The sequence below is a fragment of the Betaproteobacteria bacterium genome (assembly GCA_016720065.1).
Taxonomy (GTDB): domain Bacteria; phylum Pseudomonadota; class Gammaproteobacteria; order Burkholderiales; family Rhodocyclaceae; genus SSSZ01.
This window is the reverse complement of record JADJXY010000002.1, coordinates 1,479,210-1,504,677: the sequence shown is the minus strand read 5'-3', so window position 1 is coordinate 1,504,677 and position 25,468 is coordinate 1,479,210. Positions and strand designations below refer to the sequence as shown.

The 25,468-nt window shown below is 59.7% G+C and carries 26 protein-coding genes and 1 pseudogene; 11 read left to right on the top strand and 16 right to left on the bottom strand.

Annotation, left to right across the window (positions count from 1 at the left end; all coding sequences use genetic code 11):
• Positions 1-412: 412 nt before the first annotated feature.
• The 11 genes from IPM73_10195 to IPM73_10145 form a co-directional block, all read right to left on the bottom strand.
• On the bottom strand, positions 413-841 hold the full coding sequence (locus IPM73_10195) for a hypothetical protein (protein MBK8918398.1): 429 nt from the start codon (positions 839-841) through the stop codon (positions 413-415).
• A gap of 12 nt (positions 842-853) precedes the next feature.
• Positions 854-1,237: a hypothetical protein gene (locus IPM73_10190; protein ID MBK8918397.1), complete on the bottom strand. Its 384-nt coding sequence runs from the start codon at positions 1,235-1,237 to the stop codon at positions 854-856.
• A gap of 25 nt (positions 1,238-1,262) precedes the next feature.
• A complete protein-coding gene (locus IPM73_10185; protein ID MBK8918396.1) occupies positions 1,263-4,382 on the bottom strand; it encodes an efflux RND transporter permease subunit in 3,120 nt (1,039 codons plus the stop codon).
• 235 nt (positions 4,383-4,617) lie between these two features.
• Positions 4,618-5,640, bottom strand: a complete 1,023-nt coding sequence (locus IPM73_10180; GenBank protein ID MBK8918395.1) for an HlyD family efflux transporter periplasmic adaptor subunit — start codon at positions 5,638-5,640, stop codon at positions 4,618-4,620.
• The gene (locus tag IPM73_10175; protein MBK8918394.1) at positions 5,637-6,197 is read right to left on the bottom strand and encodes a hypothetical protein; all 561 of its coding nucleotides are present in this window, start codon (positions 6,195-6,197) and stop codon (positions 5,637-5,639) included. Before IPM73_10175 ends, IPM73_10180 begins: the two co-directional genes overlap by 4 nt.
• Before the next feature lie 11 nt (positions 6,198-6,208).
• Positions 6,209-7,507, bottom strand: coding sequence for a TolC family protein (locus tag IPM73_10170; protein ID MBK8918393.1), 1,299 nt, complete (start codon positions 7,505-7,507; stop codon positions 6,209-6,211).
• A 134-nt stretch (positions 7,508-7,641) separates the two neighbouring features.
• Positions 7,642-7,998, bottom strand: coding sequence for a hypothetical protein (locus tag IPM73_10165; protein ID MBK8918392.1), 357 nt, complete (start codon positions 7,996-7,998; stop codon positions 7,642-7,644).
• Between the two features lie 158 nt (positions 7,999-8,156).
• Entirely contained in the window at positions 8,157-8,594 is a 438-nt protein-coding gene (locus tag IPM73_10160; protein ID MBK8918391.1) for a DUF411 domain-containing protein, read from the bottom strand.
• Positions 8,595-8,663: 69 nt separating this feature from the next.
• Positions 8,664-9,155 (bottom strand): protein-disulfide reductase DsbD N-terminal domain-containing protein, encoded by a 492-nt coding sequence (locus IPM73_10155; GenBank protein ID MBK8918390.1) that lies wholly within the window; start codon positions 9,153-9,155, stop codon positions 8,664-8,666.
• Positions 9,156-9,175: 20 nt separating this feature from the next.
• Positions 9,176-9,676 carry a lipoprotein signal peptidase gene (locus IPM73_10150; protein MBK8918389.1) on the bottom strand — a complete coding sequence of 167 codons (501 nt, stop codon included), beginning with the start codon at positions 9,674-9,676 and terminating at the stop codon, positions 9,176-9,178.
• Positions 9,673-11,892, bottom strand: a complete 2,220-nt coding sequence (locus IPM73_10145) for a heavy metal translocating P-type ATPase (GenBank protein ID MBK8918388.1) — start codon at positions 11,890-11,892, stop codon at positions 9,673-9,675. The genes IPM73_10150 and IPM73_10145 overlap by 4 nt, the downstream gene beginning before the upstream one ends.
• Before the next feature lie 89 nt (positions 11,893-11,981).
• On the opposite strand from IPM73_10145, the gene IPM73_10140 reads away from it, so the two are divergent.
• Positions 11,982-12,320 carry a YnfA family protein gene (locus IPM73_10140; GenBank protein ID MBK8918387.1) on the top strand — a complete coding sequence of 113 codons (339 nt, stop codon included), beginning with the start codon at positions 11,982-11,984 and terminating at the stop codon, positions 12,318-12,320.
• 16 nt (positions 12,321-12,336) lie between these two features.
• A pseudogene (gene cadR, locus IPM73_10135) lies at positions 12,337-12,812 on the top strand (Cd(II)/Pb(II)-responsive transcriptional regulator).
• Between the two features lie 76 nt (positions 12,813-12,888).
• On the opposite strand, the gene IPM73_10130 reads toward cadR, so the two are convergent.
• From IPM73_10130 to IPM73_10115, 4 genes are read right to left on the bottom strand one after another with little or no spacing between them, the layout of a single operon-like run.
• Positions 12,889-13,389 carry a cupredoxin family protein gene (locus tag IPM73_10130; protein MBK8918386.1) on the bottom strand — a complete coding sequence of 167 codons (501 nt, stop codon included), beginning with the start codon at positions 13,387-13,389 and terminating at the stop codon, positions 12,889-12,891.
• A gap of 28 nt (positions 13,390-13,417) precedes the next feature.
• Positions 13,418-14,827, bottom strand: a complete 1,410-nt coding sequence (locus IPM73_10125) for a copper oxidase (GenBank protein ID MBK8918385.1) — start codon at positions 14,825-14,827, stop codon at positions 13,418-13,420.
• A 16-nt stretch (positions 14,828-14,843) separates the two neighbouring features.
• Entirely contained in the window at positions 14,844-16,283 is a 1,440-nt protein-coding gene (locus IPM73_10120) for a TolC family protein (GenBank protein ID MBK8918384.1), read from the bottom strand.
• A 3-nt stretch (positions 16,284-16,286) separates the two neighbouring features.
• Positions 16,287-16,562, bottom strand: coding sequence for a hypothetical protein (locus tag IPM73_10115; GenBank protein MBK8918383.1), 276 nt, complete (start codon positions 16,560-16,562; stop codon positions 16,287-16,289).
• A 177-nt stretch (positions 16,563-16,739) separates the two neighbouring features.
• On the opposite strand from IPM73_10115, the gene IPM73_10110 reads away from it, so the two are divergent.
• The 4 genes from IPM73_10110 to IPM73_10095 all read left to right on the top strand — a co-directional run bounded on the left by IPM73_10110 (position 16,740) and on the right by IPM73_10095 (position 21,133).
• The gene (locus IPM73_10110; GenBank protein ID MBK8918382.1) at positions 16,740-17,417 is read left to right on the top strand and encodes a heavy metal response regulator transcription factor; all 678 of its coding nucleotides are present in this window, start codon (positions 16,740-16,742) and stop codon (positions 17,415-17,417) included.
• The gene (locus IPM73_10105) at positions 17,414-18,820 is read left to right on the top strand and encodes a heavy metal sensor histidine kinase (protein ID MBK8918381.1); all 1,407 of its coding nucleotides are present in this window, start codon (positions 17,414-17,416) and stop codon (positions 18,818-18,820) included. The genes IPM73_10110 and IPM73_10105 overlap by 4 nt, the downstream gene beginning before the upstream one ends.
• 150 nt (positions 18,821-18,970) lie before the next feature.
• Positions 18,971-19,225 carry a helix-turn-helix transcriptional regulator gene (locus IPM73_10100; GenBank protein MBK8918380.1) on the top strand — a complete coding sequence of 85 codons (255 nt, stop codon included), beginning with the start codon at positions 18,971-18,973 and terminating at the stop codon, positions 19,223-19,225.
• A gap of 354 nt (positions 19,226-19,579) precedes the next feature.
• Positions 19,580-21,133: a Fic family protein gene (locus IPM73_10095; protein ID MBK8918379.1), complete on the top strand. Its 1,554-nt coding sequence runs from the start codon at positions 19,580-19,582 to the stop codon at positions 21,131-21,133.
• Positions 21,134-21,456: 323 nt separating this feature from the next.
• Here the strand turns inward: IPM73_10095 and IPM73_10090 are convergent, their stop codons facing one another.
• Complete coding sequence (locus IPM73_10090; GenBank protein MBK8918378.1) at positions 21,457-21,690, bottom strand: hypothetical protein; 234 nt, start codon at positions 21,688-21,690, stop codon at positions 21,457-21,459.
• Between the two features lie 176 nt (positions 21,691-21,866).
• Here IPM73_10090 and IPM73_10085 point away from each other — a divergent pair, with 176 nt between their 5' ends.
• The 5 genes from IPM73_10085 to arsA all read left to right on the top strand — a co-directional run bounded on the left by IPM73_10085 (position 21,867) and on the right by arsA (position 25,456).
• Positions 21,867-22,205, top strand: a complete 339-nt coding sequence (locus tag IPM73_10085) for a helix-turn-helix transcriptional regulator (GenBank protein MBK8918377.1) — start codon at positions 21,867-21,869, stop codon at positions 22,203-22,205.
• Between the two features lie 20 nt (positions 22,206-22,225).
• Positions 22,226-22,732 carry an arsenate reductase ArsC gene (locus tag IPM73_10080; GenBank protein ID MBK8918376.1) on the top strand — a complete coding sequence of 169 codons (507 nt, stop codon included), beginning with the start codon at positions 22,226-22,228 and terminating at the stop codon, positions 22,730-22,732.
• 42 nt (positions 22,733-22,774) lie between these two features.
• A complete protein-coding gene (locus IPM73_10075) occupies positions 22,775-23,230 on the top strand; it encodes an arsenate reductase ArsC (protein ID MBK8918375.1) in 456 nt (151 codons plus the stop codon).
• A gap of 71 nt (positions 23,231-23,301) precedes the next feature.
• The gene (arsD, locus tag IPM73_10070; GenBank protein MBK8918374.1) at positions 23,302-23,667 is read left to right on the top strand and encodes an arsenite efflux transporter metallochaperone ArsD; all 366 of its coding nucleotides are present in this window, start codon (positions 23,302-23,304) and stop codon (positions 23,665-23,667) included.
• A gap of 16 nt (positions 23,668-23,683) precedes the next feature.
• Positions 23,684-25,456 (top strand): arsenical pump-driving ATPase, encoded by a 1,773-nt coding sequence (gene arsA, locus IPM73_10065; protein ID MBK8918373.1) that lies wholly within the window; start codon positions 23,684-23,686, stop codon positions 25,454-25,456.
• Positions 25,457-25,468: the final 12 nt, after the last annotated feature.

The following is a 25,468-nucleotide window of genomic DNA, read 5'->3' as shown; positions in this document are numbered from 1 at the left end:
GTTCAGATCAATAGACACTGATGGTACGGAGCGTTGCCCAACGGGATGCTGACCTATAAATTACATTTGTGTAATCTTGCGACCCCTACCGGTGCACAGTGATCTTGCCTTTCATCCTCGCTTCGAAATATCCCGAACCGGACATAGCCGACACTTTGACCCGTTAAACTCCTTTCCCGAGCGAATTCGGTCAGCTAAAAATCTATGCCCTGTCGTGGCAGGTGCCAATAAATTGAATATTTGACTCTATCTGGACTTCTTTGAGCGGCCTACCCTGACATCCGTTTGGGGTATAGCTCAAAATGACACCAAGACGGCACACAACGAACATTCGCTATTTGGGAAGCAAGAAAAGCCATAGGCTTGTCGCCTTTTTGGTTTTTTATGCTTCCCGAAGCATGCTTACCCAGAATCAGTCGAAACGAACATCAATCTGCTTTCCATCAGACTTCGTGCAAACCCCGGCTGGACTTTGGCCTGAACTCCAAGCCAGCAGGCATAGAATTGTTTCCCCACTTTGGGAACGTAGTATCGGCGAAGCCGAATTCTTTATGTGATCGCTGTCCATGCCGCTGGTAATTCGGTCGTAATGTTTGCCTGGGCCAAACAATTTACGTAATTTTGTGAGGTCTTGAGAATGCTGAATCACAAATCCCCGCCCCTCATATCGCGCTCCTTCGAGTTCCAAAACCATGACCGGCGCTTGTGTGCCTTCGTGGCTAAAGGAGCCAGTGACGGATAGCGAGTCGTTCTCCGATACCAGTCGATGAGTATGCCCAGCACAACCGGAAAGCGTCACGCCCAGAAAACATGTGGCGAGAATTTTTGTGATCGCAGACATGCGACCTCCCTTCTACTTCAACACGAAGCGAACGGTTGCCGGGGCTTTGCCGGGGACGGATACCAAGGCCACAATCTTGCTGTTGGCAAATTTGAAACTGCCTGCGGCCTCCAGTTGCTGGCCCGCCGGTTTCAACTCCACTTCCTGTTTGTCGGTGCCGACGAGGATGGTCAGTTTGGCGTTGGATTTTGAGACATCCACCGGCTTGCCATGATCGCGCAAATGCAACTGGATCAAATCCGGCTTGGCAACCAGTTCGTAATCCATATCCTTGACCTCGCTGACGACGCCACCGTGGAGCGGTTTGTGTTCGTGCCCATGCTCGTGGCCACCGGCGGCGAAGGCAAGGCCGGATATGGAGAGGGTAACAGCGGCGAAAAGATGAATCGGTTTCATGGTTTTTCCTTTCGTTGAGAAATAATTAAAGCGCACCGGCATCGCGGTCGGCCATCAGACGTTCCACATCATTGCGGCCAAACAGCCAGAACATGACAGGCGTTAGGAAGGTATCGAGCAGGGTTGAACTGATCAGGCCCGAGAAAATGACCACCGCTACCGGATGCAGGATTTCCGTGCCCGGTCGCTCGGCCTCGAACAACAATGGCGCCAGCGCAAAGGCGGTGACCAGCGCCGTCATCAAGACCGGCGCGAGACGTTCCAGCGAGCCGCGCAGGACCATCTTGTGGTCGAAATTCTCGCCTTCCATGCGCATCAGGTTGATGTAGTGGCTGACTTTGAGGATGCCGTTACGCACCGAGATGCCGGCCAGCGTGATGAAACCGACCAGCGCGGCGACCGACAGCGGCTGCCCGGAAATCCACAAGCCGAACACTGCGCCAACCAGCGCCAGCGGAATGTTGGCCATGATCATCGCCGATAACACAACTGACTTGTAGCGACTGAACAGCACCACAAACATCAGCACCAGCGAGACGATGGAGAGCAGGCCAACCAGCCGCGAAGCCTCTTCCTGCGCCTGGAACTGTCCGCCCAGGGTGATGAAGTATCCTTCAGGCAGTTTGCTGTCGCCGACCACCTTGCGGATGTCCTCGACGATCTCGGACAGCGCCCTACCTTGCGCGTTGGCTGAAAGCACGATACGCCGCTTGCCGTCATCGCGGCTGACCTGATTCGGCCCGTCGCCATCCTCGATGGTGGCGATTTTTGACAAGGGAATCGGCCCGCCAGGTGTTTCCAGCAATATCTGCCCCAGCCCTTGCAACGAGCGGGACGACTCGGGCAGGCGCACGACCAGCGCAAAGCGCCGGCCGCCCTCGACCACCTGCGTTACTTTTTCGCCTTCGACCAGGCTTTGCAGGGTCGCCAGAATCTGTGGCGTCGGCACGCCGTATTGCGCGGCCGTCGCATAGTTGACGCTGACCTTGATCTGCGGCGCCAGCACCTGCTTCTCGATTTCCAGATCGGCGATGCCGGGAATACCGGCCAGCCTGCCGCGCAGCGCATCGGCCTGACCGCGCAGCGTGTCGAGGTCATCGCCAAAAATCTTGATGGCGATCTGCGAACGCACGCCGGACAGCATGTGGTCGATCCGGTGCGAGATGGGCTGGCCGATGGCAATCGCCGCGGGCAGGTTGATCAGGCGGGCGCGAATATCGGCCGAGATTTCGCCCATTGAGCGCGTCATTTCGGATGCTGGCTTCAGGCCGACATCCAGTTCGCTGACATGGACGCCTTCCGCATGCTCATCCAGTTCCGCCCGGCCGCTGCGTCGCCCGACGTGCACGACTTCCGGCACCGCCTTGACCAGTACCTCGGCCTGTTGTGCCAGAGCCGACGACTCGGCCAGCGTGACGCCGGGGTTGAGGCGCATGCCGATCAGCAACGTTCCCTCGTTGAAGGGTGGCAGGAAAGTCTTGGGAAAAAAGGGCACGGCTGCCGCTGCCACCAAAATGGCGACGGCACCGGCCGCCAACGCCGCTTTGGGGTGGTTGAGCACCGTCTGCAAACTGCGGCCATAGCTGGCTTTCAGCCAGGCCAGCAGTTTCGTGTCGCCATGATCGAGCGACTTCATGCGTGGCAGCAGGTAGAAGGACAGGACCGGCGCCACCGTCACCGACACCACCAGCGAGGCCAGCGTCGAAACGATGAAAGCGATACCGAGCGGCACGAACAAGCGCCCTTCCATACCGGGCAGCGCGAAGAGCGGCAGGAAAACCAGCACGATGATGATCGTTGCGTAGAGGATGGCCGAACGCACTTCCATCGTCGCATGGGCCACCAGCTCGATCGGATGCATCCGGTGATCGTGGTGCTTGGCCCGGTCTTCCTTCAGCCGTCGCAGCACGTTCTCGACGCCGACCACGGCGTCATCGACCAGCCCGCCAATGGCGATGGCCAGACCACCCAGCGTCATGGTGTTGATCGACAGACCGAAATAGTCGAAGACCAGCGCCGTCATGAAAATCGACACCGGGATAGCGGTTAGGGCGATCACCGTCGGGCGCAAGGTGCCCAGAAAGAAGAACAGGATGACTGCGACGAAGACCGATGCCCCGATCAGCTTGCCTTGCAGCGTGCTGATCGACGACTCGATGAAACTCGCCTGACGGAAAGTTACCTTGGGCGCCTCCATGCCGGCCGGCAGCGATTTCTTCAGATCCTCCACTGCGGCCTCGATGCTCCGGGTCAGATGGATGGTGTCCGCCGTCGGCTGCTTCTGGATGCCCAGAATCACCGCCGGTTTGCCCTCGAAACCGGCATCGCCCCGCTTGATGGCCGGTGCGAAGGTCACGTCGGCGATTTGCCGCAATAAAACGGGTTGACCGTGGCGGGCCGTCAGCGCCAGGTTCTTCAGGTCGTCCAGACGCGACGTGCGGCCGAGATGGCGAATCAGGTATTCGCGCCCGTTGAGTTCAAGGAAGCCGCCGGAGGTGTTGGCCGAGTAGCCCTTGAGCGCCCCGGTCAACTGCTCGTGCGAGATGCCCAGTTCCGCCATGCGGGTCGTGTTCGGCTGCACCTGGAACTGCCGCACCTCGCCGCCGATGGGAATGACCTGCGCCACGCCGGCGATTGCCATCAGACGCGGACGCAGCACCCAGTCGGCGTATTCGCGCACCTGCATCGGCGAAATCTTCGCCGTGTCGATGGGAATGGCGATCTGCATGATTTCGCCCATGATCGAACTGATTGGCCCCATGCGCGGCGTGACGCCCGCTGGCAGCCCTTCCTCCATTGAGGACAGACGTTCAGACACCATCTGCCTGGCCCGGAAAATCTCTGTTTTCCAGTTGAAGGTCACATAAATGAAAGAGAGGCCGGCACTGGACACCGACCGCACGCTTTCCACACCGGGCAGACCGTTCATGGTCGTTTCCAGCGGGAAGGTGATCAGTTGCTCCACTTCCTCGGCGGCCATGCCACCGGATTCGGTCATGATGGTGACCGTTGGTTTGTTGAGGTCAGGAAACACGTCCACCGGCGTGCGGGAGAGGGTGAATGCCCCATAGGCCATCAGCACCAGGCTGGCGATGATGACCAGCAGACGGTTGGCAAGGCTGTTATCGAGAAGCCACTTGAACATGATTTAGCGCTCCCGTCGTGTGCAGCAATCCGATTGCTGCTGAATCGGCGGACATGGCACGTTGCCATAACTGCAAAAGACGCAACAGTCACCCGGTTTGGGTCGGAGTAATGATTTGCAACCTGAGCATTCATGGAAGAACAAGCAGGCATCGGTCGGCATGTGCAGTTTTTCTGATAGTCCGCAAATCGGGCAGGTCAGGGTGGAGTCGAGAATAGGTTCCATCGTCATCCCTTTACCGGACCTGGTTGATCAGGGTCGCAGCGCGGACGGCAACCCGATCCCCGGCTTTCAGACCGCTGGTCACCGCCACGTGGGTGCCGTCCAGCGGCTCGACGCTTACCGTGCGCGGCTCAAAGCGTTCCGGTGCCGTCTTGACCCAGACGATGCTCTGGTTAGCCGGGTTCTTCATCAGCGCCGCTGCCGGCACCCGGATGCCCGGCACCGTGCTGCGCGTCTGCACGAAGACCCGAACCGGCTGGCCGACGGCCAACGCCGCCAAAGCGCCGCCTTCACCCCGGAAGGTCAGCGGCAGTGCTTGCTCACGCAGGCTGCGGGCGACGCCGACCAGGCGCAGCGGCAGCTTCTGCTCACCAACGGCGACAAAGGCCCCGGCGACATCGCTGGCGATGGCCATATCGAAAGCCAGCGCCTCGATCAGCATGCGTTCCGGATTGACGATCTCGAACAGGGTTTCGCGGGCTTCGAGCACCTGACCGGAGACGACGTTGGCCGACGCGATAACGCCGCTGACCGGCGCCACCAGTTGTTCGTTGGCGACGGCGGCTTCCGCTTCCTCGATGACCTTGCGCGGCACGGTGTCGGCCAGTTCGCGCAGGCGGCGCAGGCGACTTTCCGCCAGGGAGCGGCTGTTGCCGCCGACTTCCGGCGTGACGTAAGCCAGCACCTCGCCTTTCTTGACCGGCTGACCGGGCAATGGCAGACCGCGTGGCCCCGGCGTGACACGGCCGGCGACGATGGCCTGCACTTTGCCGCCGGCATTCGGGTCCATGACCACCTTGCCGGCCAGCTCATGGGTGCGGGGCAGTTCACCTAGCTCAACCAGCAGGGTGCGAACACCGATCTGGCGTTGCGCCGGTTTGGGCAGGAAGACGCTGCCGTCCGGCTGGCGCTTGGGGCCATTGCCGCTGGCAGCGGGCGAGGCGTCGCCGTGGTCATGGCCATCACCGGCCAGCACCAAGGTTGAGGAAAACAAGAAGGAAAGACATAGGGCGCTAAATAACAGACGGGGCTTCATGCGGCACCTCCGAAACGCGGGTTGCGGGAAGCGCGCAGGCGGCGCAATAGAGCGGCAAGGAGCAGCAGCGCCCCGCCGGCGGCACCGGCCCACAGGGCATATTCTTTCCAGCCATGGGTGTGGGCGGTCGTTTCGTCATGTGCCTCTTCGTGGACGTCGAGTTCGCCAGCCAGCAAGTCGGTTTCCTCGCCGGCGATGACGGTCGCCGCGACCGACACGACCCCCGGTTTGAGTTCCTGCGCCAGCGTCGCCTCGAACTCCCCCTCGGCATGCGGTTCGACGGGGACTTTGACGCCACCCAGTTCCAGTTCGAGCTGGGCATCCTTGACCGGGCTGCCGTCGGCATAGCGGTCGAGATAGAGCGTCAGTTGCTTGCCATTGACGACGCCGACCAGTTCAAAGGTTTCGGACGTTGCCGCAAAACGCGGCGAGGCGGGACCGGCCGATGATGCTGGCGCCTCGCCATGGTCGTGCCCGTCACCGGCCCAGGCCAGTGGGGCCGCCAGGGCGATCCAGGCGGCCCATCCCACAGCGGCCAGCGTGTTTGTTGTTCTCATGTTCGGGTTCCTCATTTTTGTTCGGGGAGCAGGCCCAGCGCCTGGCGCAGGGCGGAGATCGCAGCGGCCAGCTCAATCCGGGCGCGGGCGTTTTGCCGTTCGGCTTCGACGGCTTCGAGTTCGATACGCAAGCGGGTCGGCAGATCGCTTTCGCCCAGGCGGAAGGACTTGTCGAAAAAGCCCCGCGACTCGCGCGCCAGTTGGGCGCGTTTCTCGGCGGCCGCCAGTTGCGTGCGACCCGATTCGACGCGCACCCGCGCCGCTTCCAGGTCGGCTGCCAGGCGCTCGCGTTCGAGGCGAAGCAGCCCCTCGGTTTCGAGGGCTTCGGCACGGGCCAGCCCGAGCTTGGCGCGATTGCGGCTATCCGAACCAAACGGGATGCGTACGCCGAGCGTGACGGTCTGCTGATAGTCGTCGCCGAAAGCGCCCCGCTCGCGGGTAGTGGCCAACAACAGTTCGGGATTGTTCCTGGTCTGCACGCTGGCCAGATCGGCACTGCGGCGAGCGACTTCGGCCCGGTCGAACAGTTCGACGACCGCCGGGTGGGTCGCATCCAGGGCGGTGAAGTCGGCAGGCACCGCCGGCGGGGTTTCCGGTCCGTCGGCTGCTGTCTCATCCGGCAGCTTGCCGATCAAGGCGCGCAGATGTTGAATGCTGGCAGCCAGCAGGCTGCCACTTTCCGCCAGCGCAACCTCGGCGCTTGCCGCCGCGCCATCGGCCTGATGCTGGTCCGAGCGGGCCAGGTCGCCGGCCTTGGTTCGGCGACGGACATCTTCTGCCAGTTTTTGCGCGCTGACCATGCGTTCGCGGGCCAGCGACTGTTCGCCACGTGCCCGCTGCCAGTTCCACCAGGCATCACGCACGGCGGCGGCAGTGCGCAGTTGCGCGGCCGTCACCCGGCTATCCACGGCTTTGGATTCGGCGTCGGCCAAGGCGCCCTGACGAGAGCGTTCGCCGGGTAGCCACAGCGGCAAGGCGACGCCCACCGCGTATTCGCGGCTGCCTTGATTCTTGCTCAGTTGGTCGGTCTTGCCAGACAAATCCAGCGAAGGTGGTTGGGCCGTCCAACTGCCGGCAACCTGCCGATGCGCTTCGGCAGCATCGCGCCGCAGATCGAGGGATTGCGCTTCGGGTTGCCGTGCCCAAGCAGCCTCAAAGGCTTGCGACAGGGTAATCAAGGCACCAGCGGGGGCTGGCGTCGATTGCGCCCATAAGTCGCCGGTCGCTAGCGCAGCGAGCGAGCACAGCCCGGCCACGAGTAGGCGGGCCGGTAAAAAGGTAGTTCGTGAAACCGATTTGCTTCGAGACATCCAATTCTCCAGTGATAAAAAGACACACGGGGAATCGGCGAGGTGCGACCGGGAAGCGTCGCAATGCGTCAGGGCGGATCAGTCCACCACAGCCGCAAGGGAGAAGCGCAGAAAAGTGCTATCCACCCCGCCGATTAGGCGAGGACGGACCAGTTGGGGCGTTCGGGGTGAGCGAGAGGCGGCGCGGTCAGATTTCCCGGTAGCCAGGGAATCGCAAAGGACGCGCTGCTTGAAGCCGGCAAGGAGGCCGTGCTGAAAATCGCCGCGGCACAACTCGCATGACAGGCGACGCAATCGCCGTCGATGCCGCCACCCAAGGTTTTGGCATCCGGCGTGCCATCCTGATCGGCAGCGGCCTGATGCTGGTGGTCATGATGACCGAAGTGCTGTGCTGCCGCTCCGGTCTCGTGCTGGCAATAGCCGGCCACCGCCGCCCAGGAGAACTGGAACGGCAGAAATACGAGAAGAAGGATAGAGAGCCAGCGGCGCATGGGCGGGATTGTATCAGCGAAAGTCTTTACCGGAAGTCCACCGCAGGATGCGCACGCCGTTACCCACCACCAGCAGACTGGCACCCATGTCGGCGAATACGGCCATTCACATGGGTGCATTGCCAAAATTCCCCCATCCGCACTTTCGGGAATCGGCGCTATTCGACCGAGTAGAGGCGCGACGACTCACCCGCTTTGGGCAAGGTATATACCTTGAGCGTTCCCACGATGTGCGGCCCCATGCCTGGGGCATTGGCCGGCATGCCCGGAATGGTCAGGCCTCCTACCGACGGCTTTTCGGCCAGCATTTTCTTGACGGCGGAGGCGGGCACATGACCTTCCACGGTGTAGCCGCCAACTTTCGCGGTATGGCAACTAGCCAAATGTGGGGGTACCCCAAACCGTTGCCGTTCCACGTCCATGGCTCGGGTATTGACCTGCTTCACCTGAAAACCGGACTCTTGCATGTGCTTGACCCACTCGGTGCAGCAGCCGCAATCAGGATCCTTATAGACGGTTACTTCGGGCAGTTGTGCCGCAAGGGCACCCTGTAGTGCGGTGGTCGCTAACAGGCAGGCAATGAGCTTTTTCAACATGACAATAAAACCTTTCAATAAATGGCAGATGGGCTAAACGCTAGCAATGGAAAAATGTGATACCCGGCGTCAATCGAACTTCATGTCAACGGTTTTCTCAATCGGCGGATAACAGATGCCGAGTTTCTCATTGCACCCCTGATAAGACGCATAAAGGGTGAAGACTTTAGACTTGGGAGCGCGTTCCAGAACGATTTCCGCGACGACGGGCGATTTATAGACTTCAATCAGCCCAAAATAGGGGTCGTTCTTCATCTCGCCGGAAGGTAGCTTCACCTCCTTAATCATGACGCCGCTGGCGTTCTTCAAGGCGAAGCGGACCTTGTTCTTGTAGAGGTAGTGCTTCTTGGCAGGAATGATTTCAGCCACCACCGTATCGCTACCCTTCAGGGATGCCTTGAGCCGAAACGCCTGATCAGGAGGCAAGGGTTCCTCGGCTGCCGAAGTGCAATGGACCAGGCCCATGAGCATCAAGGCAGACAACGTGCGACGGTCAAATAGGGAGAAGGATCGTTGAGCCAATTTGTGTTCCTCGTTTTGGTTTATAGCCAGGATTTGCATCGAGATTTCCTGTGCACGTGCTAAGTGGGCGCCTTGCTTTGAGCTGACGACAGCAAGGTTCCCAAAAGAAGAATAAAGGCGCTCAGACAAAGCGCCGTATCGGCGAGATTGAAGGCTGGCCAGTGCCAGCCGCCGGCATGGAAGTCCAGATAATCCACGACCGCTCCCCGGCCCAAGCGATCTACCAGGTTGCCGACGGCACCGCCGAGGAACAGGCTATACCCCCACCCTTCCCACCGGTTCGCCACGCCTTTGAGCAACATGACGGTCAGCCCCACCGAGACGACCAAGGCGAGGGCAATGAAGACATAGCGTTGCCAACCGCCGGCATTCGCGAGAAAACTGAAGGCTGCGCCGCTATTCAGGATGTGGACGAGATTGAAAAACGGTAACACCGTTTCGCCTGCGCCCAAGGGGAAGGTCCCCGCGATCCAATGCTTGGCCCCTTGGTCCGCCAAGGCCACACCGATGGCCAACCCCAGCCAGCGGTACCGGTCCATCATGGGCTTATCCGGGATCATTTGCGCAGTAGTCGCACGCCGTTACCCACCACCAGCAGACTCGCGCCCATGTCGGCGAAGACCGCCATCCACATGGTCGCATTACCGAAAACGGCGAGTCCGAGAAAGATCGCCTTGATCCCCAGGGCCAGCCCGATGTTTTGCCAGAGGACCGCATGGGTGCGCCGGGACAGGCGAATGGTCTCTGGAATACGCCGCAGGTCGTCGTTCATGATTACCACGTCGGCCGCTTCCATCGCCGTGTCCGTGCCCGCCGCGCCCATGGCCACGCCGATGTCGGCCCGGGCCAGCGCTGGCGCGTCGTTGATGCCGTCGCCGGTCATCGCGGTCGGGCCATAGCGACTTTGCAAATCTTCGATGGCCGCCAGTTTGTCCTCTGGCAGAAGATTGCCCCGGGCGTCGTCGATGCCGGCTTCCTTGGCGATGCTCGCGGCCGTCGCCACATTGTCGCCGGTCAGCATGACCGAGACGACACCGAGACGGTGCAGATCGGCCACCGCCTCCCGTGAGCTTTCCTTGATGGTGTCCGCCACTGCAAAAATTGCCAGCACCTGCTTTACCGATGCCAGCATGGTGACGGTCCGGCCTTGCGTCTCGTGCACCTGAAGGCGAGCCTCGATCTCGGCACTACACAGAGCGCGTTCCTCAATCAGGCGATGATTGCCGAGGACGAGGAGTTGGCCATCCGTGCGCGCTTCAATACCTCGTCCGGCGAGTGCGACAAAATCGGTCAAGCCATTTTCCGGAAGCTTTAGACCGGTCGCAATCGCTTTTGAGACCGGATGGTCCGAGTGCCCTGCCAGGCTGGCCGCCCAGGAAAGCACCTGGGATTCGGGGACCGCCGAGTGAAGCAGTTCCGTGGCGACCAGACGGGGTTTGCCTTCAGTGATGGTGCCGGTTTTGTCGAGGGCAATGACGCGCAGTTTGCGGGCCTCTTCAAGATAAACGCCGCCCTTGATCAGGATGCCTCGTCGGGCTGCTGCCGCCAGGCCGCTAACCACCGTTACCGGCGTGGCAAGCACCAGCGCGCAGGGGCAAGCGATGACCAACAGCACTAGGGCTTTGTAGAGCGCCTGCGTCCAGGTCCAGCCGAGGAGCCAGGGGGTTAAAATGGCCACGGCAACCGCGATACCGAACACGGCCGGGGTGTAGATTGCGGCAAACCGATCCACGAAGCGTTGGGTTGGCGCTTGCGTCCCCTGCGCCTGTTCGACCGCGTGGATGATGCGGGCCAGTGTGGTGTTGTCGGCAGCGGCCGTGACACGGAACTCCAGGATGCCGGTTTCGTTGATCGTGCCGGCGAATACCGGGTCGCCCACCACCTTGTCAATCGGGATGCTTTCGCCGGTGACCGGCGCCTGATTGACTGCACTGGTTCCTGCCGTCACCTGACCATCGAGCGGTATCCTGGCGCCGGGTTTGACCCGAACGCAGGCCTCCAGCTTTACCTCTGCGGCTGGTACTTCCAGCCACGTGCCATCAGCCTGCCGAACTTCCGCCGTCTCCGGCGTCAGGTCGAGCAGGCCTTTGATGGCGTTACGCGCCCGATCCACGGAGCGGGCTTCGATCAGTTCGGCAATCGCATACAAGGCCATGACCATCGCCGCCTCGGGCCACTGGCCAATGAGGAAGGCGCCGGTCACCGCCACGCCCATCAGAGCGTTCATGTTTAGCTGCCCGCGCCGCAATGCCGCCACGCCTTTGCTATAGGTTGAAATGCCGGATAGCCAGATGGCGACGACGGCCAATGTCATTCCGAAGCCCTTGAAAGGCAGTGTGTCGGGCGCGAAGAAATCCAGCGCTTCCGCACCGACGGCCAGCCCCAGCGCCAGAACACTTCGCCATAACTCACTGATGCCGACGTTTTCCGTTGCCGCTTGATCTGCCGACACCGCTTTGGGGCTGAACCCCGCCTGGCGGATAGCGGCCAAGGCGGCATCGAGGGCATCCGTCGTCGCATCTATCGAAACGGTGCGTGCCGACAGTTGGAAACGCAGGGAACGGATGCCGTCGATACCGGCCACCGCCCGACGGATGTCATTCTCCTCGTTCGGGCAGTCCATGGTTGGAATCACGAAAACGGGCACGCCATCGCTTTGAGCGAGATCGGCGGCTGCCGGGGTTTCAGCGACTGCGGGCGCTGCTACTGAACAGCCACCGGCACATCCGCAATGAGCGGTTTCCTGAAGGGGCTTCGGGTTGGGATCAAGACTCATGGCGTTCTCCTTGTTTCCCGCATTAGAAACCCTTGAGTGACTACAGAGTCAAGTGATTACAATAATGGAAAATAGTCGGAGCCGAAACTATGCTTGAGTTCGTCAAAGTTCTGGGATTGTTCGCCATAACCGCGCTGGCCGAGATTCTCGGCTGCTATCTGCCGTGGCTGGTGCTGACCCAGCAGCGTTCAGTTTGGCTGTTGATCCCCGCCGCCGTTTCCTTGGGGCTGTTTGCCTGGCTGCTGACCCTGCATCCAGGTGCCGCCGGACGAATCTACGCCGCCTACGGCGGTGTCTACGTGGCGATTGCCCTGATCTGGCTATGGCGGATCGATGGCGTTGTGCCGACCCGATGGGATCTTGTCGGCAGTGCGGTCACGTTGGCCGGTATGGCGATCATTATGCTCCAACCGGCTCGGTCCGTTTGATCGTCAGGAGGCGAAGATGAAAATCGGCGAACTGGCCCGCCTTGCCGGGACGAATGTGGAAACGATCCGCTATTACGAGCGTGATGGGCTGCTACCCGTACCGGCACGCAGCGAAGGCAACTACCGCATCTATCGGGAAACCCATGTCCAGCGACTGTCCTTTATTCGGCGTTGTCGCAGTCTGGACATGACGTTGGATGAGATCCGGGTCTTGCTACACTTCAAGGAGTCACCCCAGGAGAACTGCGCGGATGTGAATCGCCTCCTTGACCGACACATTGGGCACGTCACCCAACGGATGCAAGAACTCCAGGAACTGGAAGGCAACTGAAAGACCTACGCGAGCGCTGCGGTGAGGCGCGGGATGCTGCCCACTGCGGCATTCTTGACGGGTTGTCTCAAGCGATCATGCCCGGCGAAAAGTCGGCAAGCCATGTACAGGGAACGCATCAACATATCCTGGCACAGGATGATCGAGGCAAACATGGCTGACGATATCGACTTGGCGTGCGACTTTCCGACCGGGAAGCCAAAGCGGAATGGAATCCGATTTATGTAATCTTGCGACCTAGCGGTGCACAATGATCTTGCCTCTCATCCCCGCTTCGAAGTGTCCCGGAACGAGGCAGGCGAAATCGAAACTCCCTTTTTTCGCGAACGTCCAGGCGAATTCCGCGGTCTTTCCGGGTTCCACCGACACCGCATTCGGGTCGTCGTGTTCCATCTGCGGGAACTTCGCCATCAGTGCGGCGTGTTTCTTCAATTCCGCCGGCGTGCCCAGCACAAATTCGTGTTTGACTTGCCCCTGGTTGCGCACAACAAAGCGAATCGTTTCTCCTCGTCTGGTTTCGATGCGCTCGGGTTTGAAACGCATGCTGTCGCCCATAGCCACTTCGACCGTCCGGGTGGCCGCGCTGATCGACGCCGGTCTGCCGAGGTCGGCGGCATGTTGACCGGATGGTTTGCCCGCCGGCTGTTTGGTCGGAGCGGTGTGGTTTTCATCGCCGTAGGCGGCAAAACCGGGCATGGACAGCATGACGAGCAAGGCAAGATCACAACGATTGCGCATGATGAGCACCTCTTCAAGTAAATTCGGCTTAGTGGCCGGCATGTTTGCCGGGTTTGCGAACGGTTAGTTCCTGGTTCACCGGGTTACCGTTCGCTGGCATCGACACTCCACCGTGAGTGGTCGCTCGTGGGGCCTCGGCGACCGGCCCCATCCATTCGTGGGCCTGAGTACCGGTGGGCTGCTTGTACCAGCCGGGGTCGCGATAATTCCCCGGCTTCTGATCGCGACGCACTTTCAGCATCGAGAACATGCCGCCCATTTCAACCGCACCATAGGGTCCTTGGCCGGTCATCATGGGGAGCGTGTTGTCGGGAATCGGCATTTCCATCTCCCCCATGTCCGCCATGCCGCGTTCGCCCATCACCATATAGTCGGGAATCAAATCGGTGATCTGCTTGACGACACCCCGGTGATCCACGCCAATCATCGTCGGCACGTCGTGTCCCATGGCATTCATCGTGTGATGGCTCTTGTGGCAATGGAAAGCCCAATCGCCTTCCTCATCGGCCAGGAATTCGATCTGTCGCATCTGGCCGACCGCGACATCGGTCGTCACCTCCGGCCAGCGGGAACCGATTGGCGTCGGGCCGCCATCGGTGCCACTGACGACAAACTCGTGCCCGTGCAAATGCATTGGGTGATTGGTCATCGTCAGGTTGCCCATGCGGATGCGTACTTTGTCGCCCTTGCGGACATTCAGCGAATCGATGCCTGGGAATGCCCGGCTGTTCCAGGTCCACAGATTGAACTCGAGCATCGTATTGACCTGCGGTGTATAGCTGCCCGGGTCGATGTCATAAGCGTTGAGCAGGAAACAGAAGTCGCGGTCGACTTCCTCGATCAGCGGATGCTTGCTCTTCGGGTGGGTTACCCAGAAACCCATCATGCCCATGGCCATCTGGGTCATCTCGTCGGCATGCGGGTGATACATGAAGGTACCCGGGCGTCGTGCAACGAACTCATAGACGAAGGTCTTGCCGACCGGAATTTGCTTCTGATTGAGGCCGCCCACCCCATCCATACCGTTCGGCAGGCGCTGCCCGTGCCAGTGAATGGTGGTGTGCTCCGGCAGCCGATTGGTCACGAAGATGCGCACCCGGTCGCCTTCGACGACCTCGATGGTCGGGCCGGGGCTTTGTCCGTTGTAGCCCCACAAATGGGCTTTCATGCCCGGAGCGATTTCGCGAACAACCGGTTCGGCGACGAGATGGAATTCCTTGACGCCCTTGTTCATCCGCCACGGCAAGGTCCAGCCGTTGAGGGTCGCCACTGGATTGTAAGAGCGCCCGTTGGGCGGCTGGAGCGGCGGCATGGTATCCGGCTTGTCCATCGTTACCAGTTCGGGCAGCGCCGCCATGGCGACGGAACTGACCGAAGCGGCGGCGACGGCACCACCAGCTATCCCCAGGTTCTTGAAAAATTCGCGACGAGAAGTCATGTCGAATCCTTTGCGCTCAGTGGTCGGCTCGACCCGTCGCCGTGACGGTGGCGCGGGCCGCCGTGTTCAGCGAGGGTTTGCCGATCATCGACATCTGCAGATCGCCCTCGGCAATCCAGAAATCCCGCAACGTCTCGATATAGCTGTTAACCGTCGCGATCTGCGTTCGCGCCTCGGCAAGCAACTCGAACACGCCAATCAGCATGCCGTTGTAGCGCAGCACGTTTTCTTCGGAAATCCGCTTGTGGAGCGGCACGATCTCGTCGCGATAATGGCGGGCAATATCGTAGTGGGTCCGATAGGCGTGATAACTTTCGCGAACCTCCGAGCGCGCAGTCGTCGCGGCCTCGGCAGCCCGTTCGACCGCCTGCATATAGATGGCCTCGGCCTTGGCCACCTTGGCGCCACCCCAATCGAAGATCGGCAACTCAAAGCTGATTTCGTAGCCTTTCTTGTAGCCGCTGTCCCGGGCGCCTTCCAGGACGCGGGCCGGCCCCACCTCCAGAACGTTGATCAAGCGGGTCGCCTTGCTCAATCCCAAGTTACTGGCCAGGGCTTCGGTTTCGAGACGAGTGGCTTGCAGGTCGAGGCGCTGATCGAGGGCCACCTGTTCCAGGACGGGGAGTTCATTGACGGCCGTCGGCAAGTCCGGCAGCCGCTCGGGAAGCTGGAAAACCGATCGGTCGGCTAGTCCAAGAACTCTGGCCAGGCGCTCCCGGGAGGAGGTGGCCGCCTGTTCCGCCCGCGCCAGGTTCAGCGCCGCATCGGCGTAGAACGCCTGTTCCCGAGCCTGACGCAGTTTGCTGAAGTTGCCCACCTGCGCCATCCGGCGGGCCAGTTCGGCGCTGGCCTCCGCACCCTTTTTAACTTTACCTAGGTAGCGCACGGACTCTTCGGCCGCGACGGCGGTGAAATAGGCCTGCCGGGTGTCGGCGGCCAGACGGGCCACCTCGATGATCGCCAGGCGCTGGGTTTGTGCAAAATTGCGCCGCTCGACCTCGACGGCTAGTGGCATGGTGATCAAGGCGAAGATATTGAAGGTCAGCGCTTGTTCGATCTTGTATTCGCGACTGCCGTTTTCCGGTTTGCTGGCCCGCAGCATCGAGAAGTGCGGATTGGGCAGCCTACCGACCTGCACCAGGTCGGCCTCGCTGATCCCCAGATCAAAAAAGCGGGCCTGCAGCCCCCGGTTGTTGAAGAGCGCCAACTGGATGGCGTCGTCCACCGTCAGCGGTTTCGCCAGCAGTTCATCGACGCGAGTTTGCAGGGTTGCGCGCTCCTTGTCGCTGCGCGCCCACTTCACTTCCTTGCCGAGCCGCTCGTGGACAGTCTGTTCAACGCTGCCGAAGCCGCCGTCATTGGAGAAAGTGGCGCATCCCGCCAAACTCGTCAGGACGACCACGTACCAGGCGCGCTTGCCGCTGCTGTACAGCCCTTTGGAGAGATGGGAAGACATGGCTTATTTCTTCTCAAGCGGGGCGGCTTCGGTTGCTGTTCCCGAAGGTTGCTGTGCTTTCGAAGGCGCAAGAATTTCTGCGTCGAGATGCCCCATATGGCCCCGCAAGCGCCCCATCTGCTCATTGGCTTGCCGCCAATCCTGAACCGTTTCGTCCGCCATGGGTTTGTAGTCGACAAATACCGACCGGTAGCCTGCAGGTGGCGTCGATAGGGACGCGTGGTCATCGGCCCATACCGGACTGATGGCAACGACCAGGATCAATACCCTATGTTTCATGATGTCTCCACGGGGAAAGAGGAGTCTTGGGAATCTATCGCTCCCATGGTGGACATCATGCTTTCGCGAAACCAACAATCGGCTGACTTACGGATTACATTTGCGTAATCTAGGGCGATCGCTGCTGAATCCGACGGAAAATGCACCAACGATAGCCAACGGTTGGTGGAGAGCGTCATGAAAATATTGGTCGTAGAAGATGAACCAAAGACCGGGATATACCTGAAACAAGGCCTCGTTGAGGCAGGTTTCGTAGTCGATCTGGTGGCTAACGGCCTGGATGGCTTGCATCTGGCGCTGACCGAGGCGCATGATCTGGCCATCCTTGATGTCATGCTGCCGGGTATCGATGGCTGGCAGGTGTTGCAGGGAATTCGGCGGGCCGGGAAGGATATACCCGTACTGTTCCTGACCGCCCGGGATCAGGTGGAAGACCGGGTCAAAGGCCTGGAGTTGGGGGCTGACGATTATCTGGTCAAACCGTTTGCTTTTTCGGAATTGCTGGCCCGCGTCAGAACCTTGTTGCGGCGGGGGGGCAAGGCAAAAGAGTCGGAGTTTCTGCGGGCGGCCGACCTTGAACTTGATCTCCTGCGGCGTCGGGTGACCCGTGCGGGGAAACGTATCGACCTGACCGCCAAGGAGTTTGCCTTGCTCGAACTATTGCTGCGCCGCCAGGGTGAGGTGTTGCCCCGTTCCTTGATCGCCTCCCAGGTTTGGGACATGAATTTCGATAGTGACACGAATGTCATTGAAGTCGCCATCAAACGCCTGCGGGTCAAGATTGACGAAGGCTTCGAACCGAAGCTGGTGCGCACGGTCAGAGGGATGGGCTACGTTTTGGAGATTACCGATTGAGTCAAACACGGAGTCGATCGCTGACGCTTCACTTGACCTTGTGGTTTGCATTGGCGTCGGTATTCGTGCTGTTCCTGCTCGGCTTGTTGATCGGGCGCTCGGTGGAACAACACTTCGAAGAGCAGGACATCGAGGTGCTGGCCGGCAAAATGGAGTTGGCCAAGCATGTTCTTGAGAAAGCGCTGGCCACGCCAAGTGGCGAGACGCTGGCAAAACAGTTGGATGAGGCTTTGACTGGGCATCACGGTTTGGTTATTGCCGTGGTCGGACCTAATCGGCAACGCTTGGATGCCCATGTGGGGCTTGTTCTGCCCACTGAATTGCTCAGCGATCGACTGGCGACCGGTGGTGGACGCCCGATCAAATGGGTCGCCGACGATGGTCTCCCATGGCGAGGCATTTCGGCCACACTGACCACCCGAGGCCAGGCGGGGTCCTCGTACACAGTCGTGGTAGCCACCGAAATATCGCATCACGAGCATTTCATGGGCGCGTTCCGGCAAACCTTGTGGGTTTTCATGCTACTCGCCACGCTGGCCATGGGGCTGCTCGGCTGGTTTGTCGTCCGGCGCGGACTGGCGCCGCTGCAGACGATAAAGCGTCAAGCTGCCGCGATCACCGCCAACCGACTGCACACCCGTCTGCCGGTCGATGCTATTCCCCTTGAACTGGGCGACTTGGCGAACACCTTGAACGACATGCTGTCTCGGCTGGAAGAGTCCTTCCAGCGGCTGTCGGATTTTTCGTCCGACCTTGCCCATGAACTGAGAACACCAGTCAGCAACTTGCTGACCCAAACTCAGGTCACGCTGTCGCGCGCCAGATCGGCCGACGAATATCGGGACATTCTGGCATCCAATGCGGAAGAGTTCGAGCGCCTGTCCCGGATGATCGCCGACATGCTTTTCCTGGCTAAGGCAGAGAATAACCAACTCATCCCGCACCCGGAGCCACTCGAACTGGCCGACGAAGTTGCCGAATTGCTGGAGTTCTATGGGGTGCTGGCCGAGGAAAAGGAAATCCATCTGTCTGTCATTGGTCATGGCACCGTATCCGGCGACCGTCTGATGCTACGTCGGGCGATCAGTAACCTGCTTTCCAATGCGCTGCGCTACACCCCGGTTGGTGGAACGGTAACGGTCCGGATCGAAACGCAGGGCGATGAGGAGGTTAAATTGACAGTGGAAAACACGGGGTCATGTATCGCGGCCGAGCATCTGCCTCGCCTGTTTGATCGTTTCTACCGGACCGACAGTGCCCGCCAACGAACAACCGAAGGCTCAGGCCTAGGATTAGCCATCACGCGCTCCATCTTGATCGCTCATGGTGGTGATGTCAGCGTGAGGTCGGCAGAAGGCATCACGCGATTCACACTGTCCTTGCCAGTTGGTGGGCAACTGTAAAAAGGCGATGAGTCGGGTCGATTTTTATAAATGCAGCCAAGTGGGCCGACACCTGACGCGGCTAATGCCTCATCCACGTCGGTGAAAACACCCCAGTGCCCGCCCGGCCAGCACCCCGACCACCAATGAGACGCAAGGCAGCAACAGCAGATGCAGCATCACCTGCAGCACGAAGCCGATGCTCGCCGTGAAGCGCGGCTGAGTCAGGATGGACTCGCACAGCGGGCCGGTGTTTCGCGCACAACCGTGACGCGCATGGAAACTCTGGCCAAGGGCGATATGAGCGTGTCTGCGCTGGTACGCCTGCTCGAAACTGCTGGCTATGACTTGAAACTGGCAAAGCTTGGGCATGTGCGCACGCTCGAGGACATCTTGGCAGAGCAGCGCCAAGGTGATTTTCCATAAAGCTCGACATCCTTGCCGGTGGCAAGAACGTCACTAAGCCTCCAGGCAGCTAGGGTGTATAAATACCTTGATCACGTTCTGAAAATACAAAAATCTTGTTCCTATAGGAATTTTTCGGGGGCTCAGTGTTGGGTACGAATTTCTGTTGTCGAAGACCCTGCTGTGTATATTCAGGTCATTTCTTCCCGCCCTTTGAAGAGGGTTGGAGGGCGGGTTAATTTGCTGCATAATCGTTTTTGAGCAACAAGCATTGAATATAATTGATTTGACGCAGCCTTAACCAAGTGGATGTCGACTCCTTGCTTGCATCATCGTTTTTGTGCAAACGAAAACCGTATTCTCTGGAGACGCCGCATGACTGGACTACCGACAGAACTGATTGGCGCTGCCTGGCTGGCGCAGACCTACGGAGTGATGCCGCTGGGGAGATCGCCTGTGGTCAGTCAGATTGGGGGGCGGCGAGCGACCCAAGTCGACAACGGCTTCCGTTCGGAGGTCTATACGGAGGTCATGCGGCCAGTTGCAGAGTCGGCAGCGCACCTACAGTTTCACCTTCGTCACGAGGTACCCCATCTGGAATTCCTCGCTCGCCTCTTCGGGCGAAGCGGTCCGGATTTCGTTCAAGCCTGGGTCATGGCCGAACCGACCGGGCAGTATGCCCGTCGGGCCGCCTTCCTGTACGAGTGGCTGACAGGAGAGACGCTGGCGGTGCCGGAGCGCCTGGGGGGTAATTACATTGATGCCATTGACGACGCCAAACTGGTGGCGGCATCGCCCGACCGGGTCGTCAAAGTGCAGCGCTGGCGGGTGAATGACAACCTGCCGGGTGCTCGGAGTTTTTGCCCAATGGTGGTCAAGACCGATGCGGTGAATCGGGCTGCCAGTCTGGACGTGCCACGCCTGTTCGGGGAACTGACCGCCGAGTTTGGCGAAGACCTGCTGATGCGGGCAGCAGTCTGGATGACGCTGCGAGAGAGCAAAGCAAGCTTTGCCATCGAAGGAGAAGCCGATCGGGCAGGGCGGGTGCAGCGTTTTGCGGATGTGATGGCGCGGCGCACCGGTCAGGGGGATTTACCGTTTTGCGATGCCGCGCTGGCCGAGTTGCAGCGGGAAATCCTGGGCGATCGGACAACGATTACCCATTTCGGGGTGCGCCAGTCTCCCGTGTTCGTCGGCGAGATGGTGCGCTACCAGGAGGTCGTGCACTACGTGGCGCCACCGGTTGACGAGATCGCCGCGATGCTGGACGGGCTGCAGACATTCCTGGAAAGAACGCAAGGTCAGTCGCCCACGATGCGTAGCGCAGTGGCGGCTTTCGGCTTTGTTTACATCCACCCACTGGCCGACGGTAATGGCCGTGTACATCGATTCCTGGTCAACGACGTCTTGCGTCGCGATGGCGTGATCCCAGAGCCTGTGATTCTGCCCCTATCCGCCGTCATCACGGACGACGCCGGGGAGCGGCGCGGCTATGACCGGGTGCTGGATGAGGTATCCAAGCCCCTGATACAGGCCGTGCGGGAGCAGATCGTGTTCGAGCCAGTGCAGACCACCTACCAGGATGGCGTGGTGTCAAATTTCGCCTTCCACGGAGCCGAACAGGCCAGGTCGCTGTGGCGTTATCCCGATCTGGGGCCTCACGTGGTGTTCCTGTCCAACGTCATCGGGCGGACCCTGACCGAACAGATGCGCGAAGAGTCTCGTTACCTGCGCAGCCATGCACGGGCGCGCGCTGCACTTAAGGAAGTGGTCGAGATGCCGGACCAACAGGCGGACAGGGTGCTGCGCTCGCTTGAGCAGAACCGTGGCGAACTCAGCAATGTGCTTGCCAAGGAAATGCCGGTGTTGCGGCAGCCCGGTGTGTGGGCAGAAATCGTCGAAGCTGTCACCCAAGCGTTTCAGGATTAGGACAGGACAAGGCTTGGTGTTCAGGCGGCACTCGGGGTGTCGCATCGAAGAAGATGCGGATATAGGCTAGACCCCAGATGGCGATAATCGGCAGGTAGAGGTACCTCTATGTGAATGCATGAGCAGAGAGTAGGCCGTCGAGGCTGTGGCGTCTCCCGGGAGTGGGGGCATATGCAGGGGGCTACCGGCAAATAGGTTGCCAGAGCGCTAAATGCATATTGATTAGGCATTTCCGTGGAGCGGAGTCGACTCAACACGACTCAATTCTCGCTACGGGCTTGGATGCTCCTTCGGCCAAGCCCGTTTGGCATATCTGTTTAGGCTTATTTTGTGTGCTTCACACCTAACCACTGGGCGTTCTTCTTATCGGCAGTCGCTTCGCAAACCAGAGGTACTCCGGAAATCGTTGCCTTCTCGCCGACTTTGTAGAACTTCCCATCATCCCCGTTGTAACACTGGGGGGCCTGAGTTGCCCGATCCTGCGTGGTTGATGGCGTGGCATCGGCGGCAAATGCGTTTATGGAAATTGCAGCCAGAAGAATAAATAGAATGCGCATAGCTACTCCTTGATTAACACTTGTCGGCGCGCGTTTAAATTTGACCACCTGGTCAGTTTTCAACGCGCGTCAACATAACACTCCCTGAAATTGAGCCGGGGTCGCTCACGACAGCACTTAACTCTTGTAACAAAACTGTCGTTGAGCGATTTATACAATTCTATTATTATAGAAATATGACTATCAAAGAAGCCGTTGCCGCGCTAGGTGCGCTGGCGCAAGAAACTCGTTTGCAGATATTCCGCTTGCTCGTTCAAGCGGGGGCTGAGGGGCTTTCCGTGGGCGCTATTGCTGAGCGCCTTGGCACAGAAGCTAACGGACGCCTTTCGTTTCATTTGAAGGAGTTGGCCATCGCCGGTTTGGTTCGCTCCAGCCAGTCCGGGCGCTTTGTCTACTACTCGGCGAATTATCCAGCGATGAATGACCTTCTGGCCTACCTGACAGAGCACTGCTGCAGCGGTACCGCCTGCGGGATCGAAGTTGTTCCCTGTGATCCTGAAAATCTTCCTAAGTAACTCGAATAGTGATCAATCCCATGTCCAAAACAACCTGCAACGTACTTGTCCTCTGTACCGGGAATTCAGCACGGTCCATTCTTGGTGAAGCTTTGTTCAACCACCTTGGGCAAGGTCGGATTCGTGCTTACTCGGCGGGTAGCCAACCGTCGGGGAAAGTGAATCCGGTCGCCCTGGAAACGCTTGAAAAGCACGGCGTTCCCTTGCCAGAAGCGCGAAGCAAGTCGTGGGACGAATTTGCTGCCCCGGGGGCTCCCGAGATTGACTACATTTTTACGGTCTGTGCGAGTGCCGCTGGCGAAACCTGTCCTGTCTGGATCGGTCATCCGACTACCGCGCACTGGGGTATTCCCGATCCTGCGCATGTCGAGCCGATGTCGGCTCGTGTTGAAGCCTTTGAAGTTGCCTATCAGCAGTTGGAACGCCGCATCAAGGCCTTCCTTGCGTTGCCGCTTGAGACAATGTCTGCGGCAGACATCAAGGCTGCTGCCAAGCGGATTCACGAGGAAGCGGCTGCTCAGGAATAAGGGCCTGTGGCGTGGACTCCATTGCCTCGAAGGGTGTGACGGGTGACCAGTGAGCCCATCGCTGTGAGCGTGTTGTTCGTTGATGGGGGCAATTCCTGTCGGTCCATTATGGCGGAGGCGATATTCAATCATTTGGCGCCGCATGGTTGGCTTGCCGCCAGTGCCGGATACCAGCCGGCAAAAGACGTTCATCTACGGGTGGTTTCATTGCTGAGCCGGTATGCAATTCCGACACATCTGCTCAAACCCAAGCCGATTGAACACGTATTTATCAAACCGCAAAAAGTCATAACGATTTGCGAAGATTCAGCACTGCTCAGTAGTGTCCGATCGATCAGTGGGCAAGATGCCGTGTGCTGGCCAATTTCAGACCCGGAGGAGGCAACGGGCACACATGACGAACTGGATCGCGCATTTTTGAAGTCCTTCCGCCAGTTGGAGCTTGCGATTGGAGAGTTGATCGACAGTTTGAGGTCGGAATCTCAAACAGCCAGGTGAAACGGAATTTTTAGGGCTGGTGCATTCAATAGTGCCGGTGAATTAGGCATACCTTTTCAAGGAGCAATCTCATGTCAGTGATTCAAGTTTTCGATCCCGCCTTGTGCTGCAGCACAGGCGTTTGTGGCGTTGATGTCGACCAGCAACTGGTCAGCTTTTCTGCCGATGTCGATTGGGCAAAGCAGCAAGGGGCGCAAGTTGAACGCTTCAACCTTGCCCAGCAGCCCATGGCCTTCGCTGAAAATGCCGTGGTCAAAGGCTTCCTTGAGCGTTCGGGTCAAGAGGCGTTGCCGCTGATCCTGGTCGATGGCGAATTTGCCCTGGCTGGTCGTTATCCGAACCGTGCCGAGTTGGCGCGCTGGGCAAAAACTGACGCTGCTGCGGTCGACGCAGAGGCGCCGGCCAAAAGCTGTTGCAGCGGTTCCAAGTGCTGCTAATCAAATAAGGGTCGCCATGAAATTCCTTGAACAGCCGCCGCGCTATCTGTTTTTCACCGGCAAAGGCGGGGTAGGTAAAACCTCGATTGCTTGTGCCACCTCAATCCAGTTGGCTGAAGCCGGACATCGCGTTCTGCTGGTCAGTACCGATCCGGCTTCCAATGTCGGCCAGGTATTTGGCGTGGAAATCGGTAACCGCATTGTCGGCATCGAGGCTGTTCCGGGTTTGTTTGCGCTGGAAATCGATCCGCAGGCGGCGGCCCAAGCCTATCGGGACCGGATTGTCGGTCCGGTGCGTGGCGTATTGCCGGAGGCCGTGGTGAAGGGCATCGAAGAGCAGTTGTCGGGCGCATGTACGACAGAAATTGCCGCATTCGACGAGTTCACCGCGTTGCTGACCGATTCGGCGCTGGTGGCCGGTTACGATCACATCATTTTCGATACCGCGCCGACTGGCCACACCATCCGCCTGCTGCAATTGCCCGGGGCATGGACTGGCTTCCTTGAAGAGGGCAAAGGCGACGCTTCCTGTCTGGGGCCTCTGGCTGGACTGGAAAAGCAACGCACCCAATACAAATCTGCGGTTGAAGCGTTGGCCGATCCAGTGCGGACGCGGCTGATCCTGGTTGCCCGCGCCCAGGCAGCGACCTTGCGCGAGGTCGCGCGGACGCATGAAGAACTGGCTGGTATCGGCCTCAAGCAGCAGTACCTGGTGATCAATGGCGTACTGCCCGAATCCGCCGTGAGTAGCGATCTCCTGGCCAAAGCCATCTACAACCGTGAGCAGGCTGCCTTGCTTGAGATCCCGGCAGTTCTGAAAGCCTTGCCCATCGATCAGGTCGGCTTGAAACCGTTCAATCTGGTTGGTCTGGATGCACTCCGGAAGTTGCTGGTTGCCAGTGCCTTTGATGCGGCATCGGATATTCCCGCAGCGGCGGTGCTCCCTGAGGTTCCTAGCCTGGCCGTGCTGGTCGATGGCATTGCCGCCGATGGCCATGGACTGGTCATGCTGATGGGCAAGGGCGGGGTTGGCAAAACGACGCTGGCGGCTGCGGTTGCTGTCGAACTGGCCAGCCGGGGCTTGCCGGTTCATCTGACGACCTCGGATCCGGCTGCGCATTTGTCGGAAACCCTGGCCGGCAGTCTTGAACATCTGACGGTCAGCCGTATCGATCCGCAGGCCGAAACCGAGCGATATCGCCAGCATGTTCTGGAGAGCAAAGGGGCGACGCTGGATGCTCAGGGCCGGGCGCTGCTGGAGGAGGATCTGCGCTCGCCCTGCACCGAGGAAATTGCCGTCTTCCAGGCTTTCTCCCGTGTCATCCGCGAAGCCGGCAAGAAATTCGTCGTCATGGATACGGCGCCAACCGGCCACACCTTGTTGCTGCTCGATGCGACCGGTGCCTATCACCGCGAAATCGCCCGCCAGATGAGCGGCAAGGACATGCACTACACGACGCCGATGATGCAGTTGCAGGATGCCAAGCAGACCAAGGTGCTGATTGCGACGCTGGCCGAAACGACGCCAGTGCTCGAAGCAGCCAACCTGCAGTCGGATTTGCGTCGTGCCGGCATCGAGCCCTGGGCCTGGGTCATCAACAACAGCGTGGCGGCGGTGCAGTCGTCTTCGCCGTTGCTGCGCCAACGCGCCGTCAATGAACTGGCCCAGATTGACCTAGTGGCCCATACCCATGCCGTCCGTTACGCAGTTGTACCGTTAATCCAGGACGAACCGGTTGGCGTCGAGCGTTTGCGTGCCCTGGCCAATTGCCACCCTGTGACAGCCTGATCGAGATAAATC

Bases quoted from the DNA above. Each gene is read 5' to 3' on its own strand.
- IPM73_10110 (MBK8918382.1), top strand. From the start codon at position 16,740: ATGAAAATATTGGTCGTAGAAGATGAACCAAAGACCGGGATATACCTG.
- IPM73_10185 (MBK8918396.1), bottom strand. From the start codon at position 4,382: ATGTTCAAGTGGCTTCTCGATAACAGCCTTGCCAACCGTCTGCTGGTC.
- IPM73_10125 (MBK8918385.1), bottom strand. From the start codon at position 14,827: ATGACTTCTCGTCGCGAATTTTTCAAGAACCTGGGGATAGCTGGTGGT.
- IPM73_10080 (MBK8918376.1), top strand. From the start codon at position 22,226: ATGTCCAAAACAACCTGCAACGTACTTGTCCTCTGTACCGGGAATTCA.
- IPM73_10140 (MBK8918387.1), top strand. From the start codon at position 11,982: ATGCTTGAGTTCGTCAAAGTTCTGGGATTGTTCGCCATAACCGCGCTG.
- IPM73_10145 (MBK8918388.1), bottom strand. From the start codon at position 11,892: ATGAGTCTTGATCCCAACCCGAAGCCCCTTCAGGAAACCGCTCATTGC.
- IPM73_10165 (MBK8918392.1), bottom strand. From the start codon at position 7,998: ATGCGCCGCTGGCTCTCTATCCTTCTTCTCGTATTTCTGCCGTTCCAG.
- IPM73_10130 (MBK8918386.1), bottom strand. From the start codon at position 13,389: ATGCGCAATCGTTGTGATCTTGCCTTGCTCGTCATGCTGTCCATGCCC.
- IPM73_10090 (MBK8918378.1), bottom strand. From the start codon at position 21,690: ATGCGCATTCTATTTATTCTTCTGGCTGCAATTTCCATAAACGCATTT.
- arsD (MBK8918374.1), top strand. From the start codon at position 23,302: ATGTCAGTGATTCAAGTTTTCGATCCCGCCTTGTGCTGCAGCACAGGC.
- IPM73_10150 (MBK8918389.1), bottom strand. From the start codon at position 9,676: ATGATCCCGGATAAGCCCATGATGGACCGGTACCGCTGGCTGGGGTTG.
- IPM73_10085 (MBK8918377.1), top strand. From the start codon at position 21,867: ATGACTATCAAAGAAGCCGTTGCCGCGCTAGGTGCGCTGGCGCAAGAA.
- IPM73_10100 (MBK8918380.1), top strand. From the start codon at position 18,971: ATGCAGCATCACCTGCAGCACGAAGCCGATGCTCGCCGTGAAGCGCGG.
- IPM73_10095 (MBK8918379.1), top strand. From the start codon at position 19,580: ATGACTGGACTACCGACAGAACTGATTGGCGCTGCCTGGCTGGCGCAG.
- IPM73_10170 (MBK8918393.1), bottom strand. From the start codon at position 7,507: ATGTCTCGAAGCAAATCGGTTTCACGAACTACCTTTTTACCGGCCCGC.
- IPM73_10190 (MBK8918397.1), bottom strand. From the start codon at position 1,237: ATGAAACCGATTCATCTTTTCGCCGCTGTTACCCTCTCCATATCCGGC.
- IPM73_10180 (MBK8918395.1), bottom strand. From the start codon at position 5,640: ATGAAGCCCCGTCTGTTATTTAGCGCCCTATGTCTTTCCTTCTTGTTT.
- IPM73_10160 (MBK8918391.1), bottom strand. From the start codon at position 8,594: ATGTTGAAAAAGCTCATTGCCTGCCTGTTAGCGACCACCGCACTACAG.
- IPM73_10155 (MBK8918390.1), bottom strand. From the start codon at position 9,155: ATGCAAATCCTGGCTATAAACCAAAACGAGGAACACAAATTGGCTCAA.
- IPM73_10175 (MBK8918394.1), bottom strand. From the start codon at position 6,197: ATGAGAACAACAAACACGCTGGCCGCTGTGGGATGGGCCGCCTGGATC.
- IPM73_10195 (MBK8918398.1), bottom strand. From the start codon at position 841: ATGTCTGCGATCACAAAAATTCTCGCCACATGTTTTCTGGGCGTGACG.
- IPM73_10120 (MBK8918384.1), bottom strand. From the start codon at position 16,283: ATGTCTTCCCATCTCTCCAAAGGGCTGTACAGCAGCGGCAAGCGCGCC.
- IPM73_10115 (MBK8918383.1), bottom strand. From the start codon at position 16,562: ATGAAACATAGGGTATTGATCCTGGTCGTTGCCATCAGTCCGGTATGG.
- arsA (MBK8918373.1), top strand. From the start codon at position 23,684: ATGAAATTCCTTGAACAGCCGCCGCGCTATCTGTTTTTCACCGGCAAA.